The organism is Sporosarcina sp. NPDC096371, from assembly GCF_044762865.1.
In the GTDB taxonomy this organism is placed as follows: Bacteria; Bacillota; Bacilli; order Bacillales_A; family Planococcaceae; genus Sporosarcina.
This window is the reverse complement of sequence record NZ_JBIWFE010000001.1, coordinates 481475-496007: the sequence shown is the minus strand read 5'-3', so window position 1 is coordinate 496007 and position 14533 is coordinate 481475. Positions and strand designations below refer to the sequence as shown.

Sequence of the window (14533 nt, the reverse complement as noted above, 5' to 3'; positions counted from 1 at the left end):
TGAGGCCTACAGGATGTAGGTCATGCAGTCGTTGCGACAGGACGTCGCGACCTTAGACTGCCCTCATTAACTCCCTACAAAATTTGTGACATCCGCCGGAGGCTAACTTGATTCAGCAGGGGTTTGAACCCCCACTGAATCAAATGGTTATTCTGCATTCATCCCATCACTTATAGAAGTGGGGGACTTCTGCTGAAGCATGTTCAACGGAAACATCTTTTCAGGCTTCATTAAACCTGGCTTTGTAGGATGTTTCTTATACACTGCAATCGCCTTACCTTCCGACACATAAACGATAGACTCAACACTTTGTAGCTGTGGATGCTCAGGCAACACTTGGCCGTTCATTACTTTTTCATAAAGATCCTCGCTAATTTCAACGCGTGGGAAATCAACCAGGGCATCTTCAAGGGGACGCAAGATTTCTGCGATATTACCTTCTTCTTGCAGTTTCCTTACTCCATCCAACGTGCGGCAATCCGCTTGTCTATATGTTCCCGAAACAGTCCTAACGAGAGAAGCCATATGGGCCGGATAACCAAGTAACTCACCAATCTGCACCGCAAGTGTTCGAATATACGTCCCTTTGCCACAAGCGACTCGGATACGAAAAGTAACTTCCGTCCCTTCGTACAATTGTACAGGGTCTAGCAACTCAATGTCATGAATCATGACTTTACGCTCTGGGCGTTCCACTTCAATCCCCTTGCGAGCGTATTCATATAATCTACGGCCGTTCACTTTTACAGCAGAATACATCGGTGGAATTTGAACGATTTCACCCGTCAGCTGGGCAAGCACTTCTTCGATTTGACTTCGCGTAATTTGCTTTGCCGACACATCAGAAGCTACAACCTCACCGTCAGCATCTTCTGTTTCAGTTGCCGTCCCGATTGACACGACTGCAACGTACTCCTTGCCAGAATCCGTCACGTATTCAGCCACTTTCGTTGCTTGTCCAATACAAATCGGCAGCACACCTTCTACACTTGGATCCAGTGTCCCTGTATGCCCAACTTTCTTTGTCCCAAGAATTTTACGCAATTTAAAGACACAATCGTGTGAGGTCATTCCTTTTTCTTTCCAAAGAGGAAGAATTCCGTTCATGTGCATTCTCCTTTTATATGTAAATAGAGGAAGCCGGAAAGTCCTTGTGGACACCGACTTCCTCCATTTTGTCATTGTGTAGACATAAGGCGTCTATACAGGCACCCTACGCTTTTCTTAGTGTCTAGCTTCAGCGCCTAGGGGCTCGGGTCATAAGCCAGCTTGGCTACGAGGCAAAGTGCGCCTCTTCGCCAATCCGTTTTATGCCTGTCACCCCTGATCAGGCGCTTACGCTTTTCTTAGTCATCCTGTCCGTCTTTCACTTGTCTAAGAAGTGAATCGATTCGATTACCGTATGCAACGGATTCATCGAATTCGAACATGATCTCAGGTGTTATGCGGAGTCTGATTCGTCGGCCGATCTCTGTGCGAATAAAACCTTTCGCCTTGTTGAGACCTTTCAACGTATCTTCTTTTTCCGAATCTTTCCCAAGAACTGAGATGTAAATCGTTGCTTGTTGAAGATCACCAGTCACCTCGACATCAGTTACTGTCATAAAACCAATTCGCGGATCTTTTACTTTGTTACCGATGATATCGCCAAGTTCTTTTTTCATCTGTTCTGCGACACGGTTAGCACGCATTGACATGGATGGTCACCCCGATTCCGTATCAGTAATAGTTGAGCGTCATATCGGACATTTGCCATTCTGGATTAGACTCCAGAAATCCAATTGCCCGTCTGACTTCACGCTCAGCCGCATCTTTTGATGAGGCAATGGCAACGAGCGCGATAGTCGTTCGCTGCCATAAATCTTGATGATCAATTTCCGCGATGGAAACATTATACGAGTTTTTCACCCGGTCTGTCATACGTTTTAAAACAGACCGCTTGTCTTTCAAAGAAGCCGCCTCTGAGATAAAGAAACAACATTCCGCATAAACAATCATACTCGTTTAATTTCTTCCATAACGAAAGCTTCAATAATGTCGCCTTCATGAATGTCATCGAATTTCTTAATCGTAATTCCACATTCATAGCCCTTTGCAACTTCTTTTGCATCATCTTTAAAGCGTTTCAATGTATCTAATTCACCTTCGAAGATAACGATATTATCACGTAAGATGCGGACGCTTGAATCACGAGTGATTTTACCTTCTGTTACATAGCTTCCCGCAATCGTACCAATTTTAGACACTTTAATTGTTGCGCGTACTTCAGCTTGGCCGATTACTTTTTCCTCGTATTCAGGATCAAGCATACCTTTCATTGCCAATTCGATTTCTTCGATCACTTTATAGATGACGCGGTGTAGTCGAATATCGACACCCTCTTCATCCGCCGCACGTTTCGCGTTAGTATCTGGACGAACGTTGAAACCAATAACAATTGCATTTGATGCAGAAGCAAGAGAGATATCAGATTCGTTGATTGCACCGGCACCCGTATGGATGATTTTCACGTTAACGCCTTCAACTTCGATTTTCATCAATGAGGCAGCCATCGCTTCAACCGTACCTTGCACGTCTGCTTTAACGATCAAGTTCAACTCTTTCATTTCGCCTTGTTTCATCTGATCAAACAAGTTATCAAGCGTAATGCGTGTTTTCTCAACACGTTGCACTTGTTGCGCTTCGCTAGCTCTAGTTTCACCGATTTGGCGTGCTGTTTTCTCATCTTCGAAGACGACAAAACGGTCACCCGCTTGCGGTACATCACTAAGACCCGTAATTTCAACCGGAGTTGATGGGCCCGCTTCTTTGACACGACGACCGACATCATTGATCATCGCACGCACTCGTCCAAAGGTATTCCCAACAACGATTGGATCACCTACATGAAGTGTTCCATCTTGTACAAGGAGAGTTGCTACCGAACCGCGACCACGGTCCAATTGCGCTTCGATAACTGTTCCACGTGCCCGAATGTTTGGATCTGCTTTTAGTTCGCCTACTTCGGCAACTAGAAGAACCATTTCAAGCAATTGGTCAATCCCTTCACCTTTTAATGCTGAGATTGGTACAAAGATTGCATCTCCACCCCATGCTTCAGCTACAAGGCCGTGTTCAGTCAATTCTTGCATCACACGATCAGGGTTTGCTGACGGTTTATCCATTTTATTCACAGCGACAATGATTGGAACTTCTGCTGCTTTTGCATGGTTAATCGCTTCAATTGTTTGTGGCATAACACCATCGTCTGCTGCGACAACAAGAATGGTAAGGTCGGTTACTTTTGCTCCACGTGCACGCATTGTTGTGAACGCTGCGTGTCCTGGTGTATCTAGGAACGTAATTTTCTTCCCTTTTTCTTGGATCTGGTAAGCACCGATATGCTGAGTGATACCACCCGCTTCGCCTTGTGTTACTTTTGTATTTCGAATCGAGTCCAAAAGCGTTGTTTTACCGTGGTCAACGTGCCCCATGATTGTAACAACTGCAGGACGTTCGATTGGAGTAGATTCAGCTATAGTTTCTTCAGATTCCTCAAAATAAATTTCAAGATCTGTTACGTCAACACGAATTTCCTCTTCTACTTCCACTTCGTAATCTGCACAGATAAGTTCAATTGCATCCTTATCTAGTTCTTGGTTAATTGTTGCCATGACACCAAGCATGAACAATTTTTTGATGATTTCAGATGGTTCACGATGTAGTTTTTGTCCAAGTTCAGCTACAGATAATGACTCGTAAAATGTAATTTTTTCCGGTAACGGCAATTCTACTTTCGGTTGTGGAGCCGGACGGTATCTTCTGCGTCCTTGGTTAATACCACGTGCTGGTGGACGTCCACCGCGCGCACCGCCTCCACTTGGACGACCTCCAGTAGGACGGCTTTGTCCACCTTGTGCTGGACGATTGCCTGCTGGTGTTGCCGTTCCTTGTGCTGGACGATTTTGCCCACCTTGAGCCGGACGGTTGCCACCCTGTGTTCCTTGTGCTGGACGATTTTGTCCACCTTGAGCCGGACGGTTGCCACCTTGTGTTCCTTGTGCTGGACGATTTTGTCCACCTTGAGCCGGACGGTTGCCACCTTGTGTTCCTTGTGCTGGGCGGTTTTGTCCACTTTGTGCTGGACGGTTGCCACCTTGTTGCGTATTCTTCTGTCCTGCATTCGACGTATTAGCAGGACGAGCAGATGTTGGCTTGCTTTGTTGTCCAGCATTTTTCACGCCAGTTGTAGGCGCTTGCTGACTGCCTTTATTCCCACCAAATTTACTGTCAAGCTTCGTAATCGACTCTTTGTCAATTGTTGACATATGGTTTGCTACATTCACATTCATTTTTCCAAGCTCATCGATAACTTCCTTACTCGACCGATTCACCTGTTTCGCGTATTCGTGTACACGTATTTTCGTCATTAGCCCACCCCCGGTTAAATTCGTTGAGGAGCCCGGACAGTTTGCGAGCAAACCCTGCGTCCGTAAGCGCAAGTACAACTCGCGACTCTTTTCCGATTGCATGCCCGAGATCTTCGCGATTCCCAAAAGCATGCTTCTCAACGTTGTAATACAGACATTTATCAGTTAATTTTTTCATGGTATTGTTAGATGCATCTTCGGCAACAATAACAAGATGCGCAGTTCCAGCACGTACTTCACGTACGACCAGTTCTTCGCCCGTAATGATCATCCTTGCCCGCGCAGCCATACCAAGCAATTGAAAGATCTTTTTCTGCTCATTCATTTCAATGCCTCCCGGCGGATTGCATGGAGAAGATCTTCAAATACCTGTTCAGGTACAGCAGTTCCAAGTTGGCTTTCAATCGATCGATTACGACGCGCCACTTCAACTGCCTCTTCGGATTTTGACACATATGTCCCGCGGCCCGATTTCTTGCCTGTGAGATCAACTGAAACTTCTCCTTCTTTCGGGCGAACGATGCGGATCATTTCCTTTTTCGGAAACATCTTACCCGTTGCCGCACATTTACGCAAAGGAACTTTTTTCATGTTTGTCATGTGTGGTCATCCTTTCTCCTCAGTCTTCGTCATCCGAATACAAGTCGATGGATGTATGATCTACCTCATCTGTCGCTTCTTCAACAAAATAAGGATCGCTATCGTTTGCTGGCTCTTCTAATTGGCCTTCTACAACTGACTCTTCAAAAACGGGTGGATAGATGCCCAATTCACGTGCATCCGTTTCACTCTTAATGTCAATCTTCCAACCAGTTAGTTTAGCCGCAAGCCTTGCATTCTGTCCGCGTTTCCCAATTGCAAGCGATAATTGATAATCTGGTACAACCACTCGTGTCGATCTTTCTTCTTCGTTGACTTGAACATCAATGACTTTCGACGGACTTAGAGCATTGGCTACAAATATAGCCGGATCCTCAGACCATTCAACAATATCGATTTTCTCGCCATTCAATTCATTAGAGATCGTCTGAACACGCGCACCTCTTGCACCTACACAAGAGCCGACTGGATCCACATCTTCGTTATTCGTATGAACAGAAATTTTAGATCGGTCGCCTGCTTCACGTGCGATGGATTTGATTTCGACGATGCCTTCAAATATTTCTGGCACTTCGACTTCAAATAATCTGCGCAGAAGTCCTGGGTGAGTTCTTGATACAAACACTTGCGGACCACGTGATGTGCGCTCAACCTTTGTAATATACACTTTGATGCGGTCATGCGGTTGATATGATTCAGTTGGAATCTGTTCCCCTACCGGTAAAACAGCTTCAACTTTCCCGAGTCCTACATATAAATTACGTGCGTCAAGACGCTCAATAATACCGTTGACGATATCATCTTCTCTATCGACATACTCTTCATAAATGATTCCTCGTTCAGCTTCTCTCACGCGTTGCGTCACAACTTGCTTAGCAGTTTGTGCTGCGATACGCCCGAAATCACGTGGTGTTACTTCTTGCTCGACGATATCTGCAAGTTCATAAGCTGGGTTAATCTTTTGCGCATCTTCAAGCGAGATATACAAACGATCATCCTCAACCTCCTCGACGACATCTTTGCGGGAATAAACTTTCATTGTCCCTTTAGCAAGGTTTAAATCAACTCGCACGTTTTGCGCTTGATTGAAATTGCGTTTATATGCAGTTACAAGTGCTGCTTCGATTGCTTCTACCAAAACGTCCCGAGAAATGCCTTTTTGCTTTTCAAGGGCTGTCAATGCATCGAGTAGATCACTACTCATGTTAATCACTCCTACATTCAATTATGCGGAAAAATCGATTGCCAAACGGGCGAGTGCGATTTTGTCCTTGTTAATCACAACAGTCACTTTTCTTGTCTTGATGCGCATTTCAACCTCTGCAGTGTCTGGTCCGTTTGCTAGTAAATAGCCTTCGAATTCCTTCATACCATCGATCGGTTCATACGTCTTGATAAATACAAACTGACCAATCGCTTTTTCAAAATCCTCTTCTTTCTTCAACGGGCGTTCTGCACCAGGTGAAGAGACTTCGAGAAAGTAATTTTGCGTAATTGGGTCCGTTCGATCCAATTCCTCACTCAGTTTTTCACTGACTTGAGCACATTGATCGATATCGATACTTCCCTCAGGTGTGTCAATATAAACCCGAAGGAACCAGTCTCTGCCTTCCTTCAGAAATTCGACGTCAACCAGTTCCAATTTTAGTTCTTCTAAAATTGGACTGACGAGTTTCTCGATTTCTTCTGTAATTTTACTCATCTTATCCCTCCAAGAATCTTTATCAAATACGCCTCGGCGTATTTGTGCCGGAGGCTAACTTTATGTCGCGTGAGTCTTGACTCCACACTGCATAGAGATTACTTACGCCTAGGCGTAATCAACCATCTAGCCACTTATGGAAGTGGGGACTTCTGCTGAAGTAAGTTAAAAAAACAGTATAGAACAACAGAAAAGAGCGGGAAATCCCACTCTTTTTGCGCAAGACTATTACAAAAGTTGTTCCAATCATACCATACGTTATAGTGGCACGCAAATAATGTGTTAGAACAGCGATAGTTGATTGGCCTCTGGCATCCCTTCAAGACAGCCTAGCGTCGTCATATACTCCACAACCGTTTTCGAAACACGGCCACGCTGTTGAAGGTCTTCTTTCGATAGAAACTCGCCATCTTTTCTTGCTTCCACAATCGTATTGGCAACGTTTGTCCCAAGAGACGGAATCGAATTGAATGGCGGGATAAGTGTATCGCCATCAATCAAAAACTCCGTTGCATCCGATTTGTACAAGTCTGGCTTCATAATGGAAAAACCGCGTTCACTCATCTCAAGTGCAATCTCAAGCACCGTCAGTAAACTTTTTTCTTTTGGTAAAGCATCAAGCCCTTTGGCGTTGATTTCTTTAATTTGTGCGCGCATGGACGCCGAGCCTTTAGTCATCGTCAGGAGATCATAATCCGTTGCCCGTACAGTGAAATACGTCGCATAATATAAAATCGGATGATGTACTTTAAAATATGCAATTCGAAGAGCCATTAGAACATAGGCAGCTGCGTGTGCTTTCGGGAACATGTATTTAATCTTTTTACATGATTCGATATACCAATTTGGTACGCCTTGTGCCTTCATTTCCTCTTCGAATTCCGGTGTCAAACCTTTACCTTTTCGAACAGACTCCATGATTTTAAACGCCATGGATGGATCCAATCCTTGGTAGATCAAATACACCATAATATCATCCCGACAACCGATAACATCGGACAGTTGACATGTTTTATTCTGAATCAATTCCTGTGCATTACCGAGCCAAACGTCCGTACCATGAGATAAGCCAGAAATCTGAATCAGCTCCGAAAATGTAGACGGTTTCGTTTCTTCAAGCATCTGACGAACGAACCGCGTCCCAAACTCCGGTACACCAAGTGTTCCTGTCTTACAGCCAATTTGTTCTTCCGTCACGCCAAGCGACGATGTCCCACTGAATAGTTCCATGACGCCCTTGTCATCAGGTGGAATCGTGAGTGGATCAATACCGGAAAGGTCTTGTAACATTTTAATCATCGTTGGATCATCGTGTCCAAGAATATCGAGTTTCAACAAGTTATTATCGATGGAATGGAAGTCGAAATGCGTCGTCTTCCAACTCGAATTCGTATCATCGGCTGGAAACTGAATCGGTGTAAAATCAAATATTTCCATATTATCCGGTACAACGATAATCCCGCCGGGGTGTTGCCCAGTATTACGCTTAACACCTGAACATCCTTGAACAAGCCGATCAATTTCAGCCCCACGGAAGGTATAATTATTATCATTCATATACCCGCGAACATAACCATACGCCGTCTTCTCCGCAACGGTCCCAATCGTTCCCGCCCGGTACACGTAGTCCTCACCAAACAAATCCTTCGTATAATTATGCGCATGCGCTTGGTAATCACCGCTGAAGTTGAGATCGATATCGGGTACCTTATCTCCTTTAAATCCTAAAAATGTTTCAAACGGGATATCTTGTCCATCTTTTTTGAATTTCGTTTCACAAGAAGGACAATCTTTATCCGGAAGGTCATAACCCGAGTTAACAGATCCATCATCGAAAAACTCCGACGTTTTACATGCAGGACACACATAATGTGGCGGCAACGGATTGACTTCAGTAATCTCCATCATCGTGGCGACAAGTGATGACCCTACCGAACCACGCGACCCGACGAGATAACCGTCATCCAGCGACCTCTTAACTAGTTTATGGGAGATAAGATAAATAACCGCGAAACCATGTCCAATAATCGACTTCAATTCTTTCGTAATCCGTGCCTCGATAATTTCTGGCAATTGCTCACCATAAATTTTATGAGCCATCGAATACGTCAACTCTCTTACTTCCTCATCAGCGCCTTCAATTGTCGGCGGATATAAATCGTCTTTAATCGGCTTGACGTCGCCTATTCTTTCCAAAATTGCATGCGGATTATCAATGACAATCTCTTCTGCCACTTTCTCTCCGAGGAATGAGAACTCCGCCAACATTTCATCCGTTGTACGGAAATGGACCGCCGGTAGCGTATAACGATTCATTGGATTGGCACCGCCTTGCGAACGGACAAGCACTTTACGGAATGTCGCATCTGTTTCATCGATATAATGGACGTTGCCTGTAGCACAAACCGGTAGGTCAACTTTTTTCCCAAGCTTCACCATTTTACGCATGATATCTTCCAGATTCCATTCATCGCGAATCAATTCCAGTTCGATAAGATGTGAATAGACGGGTTTCGGATGAATCTCAAGGTAATCATAAAACTTCGCAATTTCCTCAACCTCATCCAGGGACTTTTGCATAAGCCCTTCAAATACTTCCCCTTTATCACATCCCGAGCCGACGAGTAGCCCTTTTCGATGCTTCACAAGCAACGAACGAGGGATACGCGGAACCCGATAAAAGTAATCCATATGCGAATAGGAAACGAGTTTGAAAAGATTTTTCAACCCCTCATCATCCACTGCTAGTAGCGTACAATGTGATGGACGTGACCGTTTATAGGCATCCCCTTCCCCTATCCGCTGGTTAAAGTCATCGAGGTAGACAATCCCTCTCTCTTCTGACTCTTTCAATAGCCGTAAGAATAGATGCGCCGTAGCTTCGGTATCGTAAATCGCACGGTGATGTTGCGTCAATTCGATATTATACTTTTTCGCTAATGTATTCAGACGGTGATTTCTCATTTCAGGATGAATGAAGCGAGCCAGTTCGAGCGTATCGATAACAGGATAGGCAACAGCCGGCAATCCAGCCTTCTTAGATGCTTCGTAAAAGAACCCCATATCGAATTTGGCATTATGGGCCACTAATATCGAATCGCCGATGAAGTCACTGAAATCTTTCACCACATCCGCTACTTCAGGTGCGTCTTTTACCATATCGTCCGTAATCCCAGTTAACTCCGTCGTCGTCGAAGATAACGGATGATGAGGATTAGCAAAACGTTCAAACGTCTCAATAATTTCACCATTTTTTAATCGAACCGCAGCGAGCTCAATTATCGTATCGTATACGGCAGAAAGCCCCGTCGTCTCCACGTCAAAGACAACATACGTATCCTCTTCAAGCTTGCGGTGTTGCTCATCAAACACAATCGGTACGCCATCATCTACTAAATTGGCTTCTAGTCCAAAAATGACTTTTACGCCTTGTTTCTTCCCCTCTGCATAGGCTTCCGGGAACGATTGAACATTGGCATGATCTGTAATGGCAATGGCAGGATGCCCCCATTTGGCTGCCTGTCCAACCAGTTTCGATGCCGAAACAACTGCATCCATCTGACTCATCGTCGTATGAGCATGTAACTCAATCCGTTTGCGATCTGCCGGTGCCTTGTCTTGACGGATAATTGGTGATACTTCCATCACATCTTGCGCCATCATAATGAGGTCGCGAACGAATGTATCGTTCTGGATACCCCCGCGTGCGCGAACCCAGGTCCCTTTTTTCAACATCTTCATCATTTCTGCATCTTCATTGTCCCGCGAGAACATTTTCACAAGAATCGAATCAGTATAGTCCGTCACTTTAATGGTCAACAGCGATCGACCACTTCGTAATTCGCGCACTTCCGTATCAAACACATAGCCTTCAATGGTTACGCGGCGTTCCTCATCCTGGATATGTTGAATTTCCATAATTTGCTCATCCTGTTTGATAGGTGTACCCAGACGGAAAGGTCCAGACACAGTGTTTCCACTATCTTTCTTGGTCGTTTCACGTTGCATCATATCCGTTAGCGCTTTTTGACCAAGTGCTTCTTCTTCCGCCGTCCGTTGTGCAAGAAATGCGAGACGAGCTGCTTCCGCCCCACTATCCTCCTCTGTTAATTTGAAATCGACAAACGGTCGTGCAAATCCGAACGAACTATAGACATTCGCAATCAAATCGCCGTACTTGCCTTTCATGGTTTGCAACTCCATATCATTTGTACAAAGGAGCGTAAGTTTTCCTCCCGTCATCACCGGTTGTTGACTCATTAGTCGTTCCCGTATAGGGGGCGACATATCACTCAACTCTTCGATAATAAACGGCCAGTAATCTATCAGTAACGTTTCGTCCACTTCAGTCGTGTGACAAGTCATTTCTAAACGCACCGTCGCAATCGCCGAAAATGCCTCGTTGACCCGCTTGGAAAACTCTCGATAGACAGTAGCGGGTAACGGTTGTTTAAGCGTTAAATTAAATTGCCATAGTCGCGATTTCCGGTGGATATTCACCCGGTTCAACTCTGCCCGTTCAAAGTGGATGGCATATTGGTCATCCGTCATCCCTATTTGCTGTAACAAAATATACAGCTTGTTTATCGCGTCCATAAGCCACACCCTTCTATTTCATCCCTTACGGCTCGGCGCAAGGGAATACATTCGATCAGTTTACAAGTGAAAAAGAAGGGAAGCACCGACTGACGGCCTTCCCTTCCCGATACGCATTATGCACCAAAAAACGCTTGCAATTTTTCAGTAAGTTCTTCTTTTCGCCATTCAATTGATTCTCCGGTTTGTCTGAATTTAACTTCAACAATCCCTTCCGAAGCCTTTTTACCGACTGTAATGCGGACCGGTAAACCGATAAGATCCGAATCAGCAAATTTAACCCCAGCCCGCTCAGGACGATCATCATAAAGAACATCATAGCGATAAGATTTCAAAACGTTATACAGTTCGTCGGCCAACCCAACTTGACTGTCATCCTTGACATTCACTGCAATCAGATGCACATCGAAAGGTGCTAACTTCGTCGGCCATTTTAAACCACTGTCATCATTATATTGTTCTGCGACAGCTGCCAAAATCCTCGATACACCGATTCCATAACAGCCCATGATGAACGGTTTTGCTTTCCCATTATCATCTAAGAATGTCGCTTCCATCGACTCGCTATACGTTGTGCCTAATTTGAAGATATGCCCAACTTCAATCCCTTTAGCAAACTTAATCGTTCCATTGCCATCTGGTGAAGCGTCACCTTCACGGATAAACCGCAGATCTTCATAGCGATCTATGGCAAAATCACGCTCCGGATTAACATTCCTCAAGTGGAAACCATCTTCATTCGCCCCACAAACACCATTGACAATCGAAGCAACCGCATGATCAGCAATGACTTTTAGACCTAATGGCAATTTAACAGGTCCAATCGATCCCACTTCACAAGACAGTAGTTCAAGTACATCTGTTGCATGTGCTAAATCAACGACAGTCGCACCCAGCGCATTTTTAAGCTTAATATCATTGATCTCATGATCGCCACGACTCAGTACAATCACCAGTTCATCGTCTGCTTTGAATATGAGTGTCTTGATAAGGCGGGTTGCATCCACTTCAAGGAATGTCACAACTTCTTCGATTGTCCGTTGATTTGGTGTTGCAACTTTGTCCACTTCTTTCAACGACTCACCTGATTTTTCATAAGTCATATTCACTTCAGCCATTTCAATATTCGCCGCATAAGAAGATGAATCACTATAAGCAATCGTATCTTCACCGATGTCGGATAACGCCATAAATTCATGCGTCCCCGTTCCACCAATCGAACCACCGTCTGCAATGACTGCACGAAAATCAAGACCAAGTCTCGTAAAGATATTCGTATACGCCTGCATCATATCCATATATTTTTCATGTAGACTGTCTTCTGTAGCGTGGAAGGAATAGGCATCCTTCATGATGAACTCGCGGCCACGAAGAAGTCCAAAACGTGGGCGTTGCTCGTCCCTAAACTTCGTCTGAATTTGGAACATGGTCAGTGGTAACTTTTTATACGATTTCACTTCATCACGAACGAGAGAAGTAATGACTTCTTCGTGTGTTGCGCCAAGCGCAAACTCCCTGTTATGCCGATCTTTCATACGGAAAAGTTCCGGACCATATGCATTCCATCTTCCCGTTTCCTGCCAAAGCTCCGCCTGTTGCATAGCCGGCATCAACACTTCCACTGCATCGATGGCTTCCATTTCTTCACGAATAATCGTCTCGATTTTCTGAAGAACTTTCTTACCAAGTGGTAGGAAGGAATATATTCCGCTCGTATTTTGTCGGATAAACCCTGCACGTAAAAGTAACTGGTGGGATGTAATATCCGCATCAGAAGGTACTTCACGCATTGTAGGGATAAATGTACGTGATTGTTTCATCTTAGTTCCCACCTCAAGTAAAGTTTTAAGCGTATTTCCGTTAAATAGAAAATCGCTTTACATCCGCTTCGGCACCTCCCTTGGAAGGCGCCTCCGCTTAGTTCGCGATCATCAATTATATGTTCAGTCTATAGAATTATGAAAAGAAAAACTGTTGAATGTCGTTCCATGTAACCACTAACATCAGCAACATGAGAAGGACAATCCCAACAAAATGAACCATTCCTTCTTTTTGCTTGTCGATTGGCTTACCACGAACTGCTTCAAATAAGAAGAACAGCAGTCTTCCACCATCTAATGCCGGAAGTGGCAGCAAGTTCATAATACCAAGGTTAATGCTCAAAATGGCGGCCCAGTTCATGAGATTGTAGACCCCATACTGCGCAACAGTCTCTGTCGCCTTGTAAATCCCAACTGGTCCAGATAATGCGTCAAGCGTAAATTGACCTGTTACCAACTTCCCAAGCAATCCTAATATTTCCTTAATCCAATTGACGGTTTGTTCCGCACCATACACAACTGCCTTCACCGGATTTTTTTCCAGCGGTCGGGTAACACCAAGTTGCCCGTATTTTTGACCTTGTTTATCTTTTATCGTCGATGGAGTGATGTTTAGTTTTACCAATGATCCATCACGCTCTACAACAAACTGCAACGGAGCGCCCGGACTAGCTTGGACGATTTTCACAAATTCATCCCAAGTGCTAATCGACTGACCATCGACTTCTTTTACAATGTCCCCCGACTTCATCCCTGCCGCTAAAGCAACGCTATCACTTTGCACCTCAGAAATAATGGGGTCATCAATCGGAATCCCTTGCATAAGTCCAAGCGCTAGGAAGATGAAAAACGAAAGAATGAAGTTAAATAGTGGACCCGCAAAAATAGCCATCGCTCGGCTACCCACAGATTTCGATTCGAATTGTCGATCATAAGGCGCGATAAGCGTTTTCTGGCCTTTCTCATAGATAACCGCTTGCCTCGACACATTGTATCGGACTAGCTGACCTTCATCATCATAGCCTTCAATGAACAATTCTTTTTCCAAATCGGATGATTCTGTTTCTAGAAACAGCACGTCTGGATTCGCAACATTACGATTCAAATAGATTTTTTCCACTTCGTCCGCAGCATTGATTAATAAACCTACACGATAACCCGGCTGTAATTCAACCGTATCAAAATCTTCTCCCGCCATTCTAACATACCCACCAAGTGGTAACAGACGGATTGTATAGAGTGTCTCACCTTTTTGAATACCAATAATTTTAGGTCCGAATCCAATTGCGAATTCGCGTACCATAATCCCTGCCTTTTTTGCGAACAGAAAATGTCCCAGTTCATGAAAAAAGACCAGTGAACCGAATATGATGATAAAAGCAATAACGGTTTCCATGAAAAACCAC

At 44.5% G+C, this 14533-nt stretch carries 11 protein-coding genes; all 11 read right to left on the bottom strand.

Annotation, left to right across the window (positions count from 1 at the left end; genetic code table 11):
• Positions 1-147 precede the first annotated feature (147 nt).
• Positions 148-1107: a tRNA pseudouridine(55) synthase TruB gene (gene truB / locus ACIQ0H_RS02300; RefSeq protein ID WP_403410311.1), complete on the bottom strand. Its 960-nt coding sequence runs from the start codon at positions 1105-1107 to the stop codon at positions 148-150.
• Positions 1108-1346: 239 nt separating this feature from the next.
• The gene (gene rbfA, locus ACIQ0H_RS02295; protein ID WP_403410308.1) at positions 1347-1697 is read right to left on the bottom strand and encodes a 30S ribosome-binding factor RbfA; all 351 of its coding nucleotides are present in this window, start codon (positions 1695-1697) and stop codon (positions 1347-1349) included.
• Between the two features lie 22 nt (positions 1698-1719).
• On the bottom strand, positions 1720-1998 hold the full coding sequence (locus ACIQ0H_RS02290; RefSeq protein WP_403410305.1) for a DUF503 domain-containing protein: 279 nt from the start codon (positions 1996-1998) through the stop codon (positions 1720-1722).
• On the bottom strand, positions 1995-4409 hold the full coding sequence (gene infB / locus ACIQ0H_RS02285; RefSeq protein WP_403410302.1) for a translation initiation factor IF-2: 2415 nt from the start codon (positions 4407-4409) through the stop codon (positions 1995-1997). The genes ACIQ0H_RS02290 and infB overlap by 4 nt, the downstream gene beginning before the upstream one ends.
• A complete protein-coding gene (locus tag ACIQ0H_RS02280; RefSeq protein ID WP_403410299.1) occupies positions 4357-4734 on the bottom strand; it encodes a YlxQ family RNA-binding protein in 378 nt (125 codons plus the stop codon). Before ACIQ0H_RS02280 ends, infB begins: the two co-directional genes overlap by 53 nt.
• A complete protein-coding gene (rnpM, locus tag ACIQ0H_RS02275; RefSeq protein ID WP_403410296.1) occupies positions 4731-5009 on the bottom strand; it encodes an RNase P modulator RnpM in 279 nt (92 codons plus the stop codon). The genes ACIQ0H_RS02280 and rnpM overlap by 4 nt, the downstream gene beginning before the upstream one ends.
• Positions 5010-5028: 19 nt before the next feature.
• Positions 5029-6213: a transcription termination factor NusA gene (nusA, locus tag ACIQ0H_RS02270; protein ID WP_403410293.1), complete on the bottom strand. Its 1185-nt coding sequence runs from the start codon at positions 6211-6213 to the stop codon at positions 5029-5031.
• 21 nt (positions 6214-6234) lie between these two features.
• On the bottom strand, positions 6235-6711 hold the full coding sequence (gene rimP, locus ACIQ0H_RS02265) for a ribosome maturation factor RimP (RefSeq protein ID WP_403410290.1): 477 nt from the start codon (positions 6709-6711) through the stop codon (positions 6235-6237).
• A gap of 282 nt (positions 6712-6993) precedes the next feature.
• Positions 6994-11307, bottom strand: a complete 4314-nt coding sequence (locus tag ACIQ0H_RS02260) for a PolC-type DNA polymerase III (RefSeq protein WP_403410287.1) — start codon at positions 11305-11307, stop codon at positions 6994-6996.
• A 116-nt stretch (positions 11308-11423) separates the two neighbouring features.
• Positions 11424-13127, bottom strand: coding sequence for a proline--tRNA ligase (locus ACIQ0H_RS02255; RefSeq protein WP_403410284.1), 1704 nt, complete (start codon positions 13125-13127; stop codon positions 11424-11426).
• A gap of 136 nt (positions 13128-13263) precedes the next feature.
• Positions 13264-14523 (bottom strand): RIP metalloprotease RseP, encoded by a 1260-nt coding sequence (gene rseP / locus ACIQ0H_RS02250; RefSeq protein WP_403410281.1) that lies wholly within the window; start codon positions 14521-14523, stop codon positions 13264-13266.
• Positions 14524-14533 lie beyond the last annotated feature (10 nt).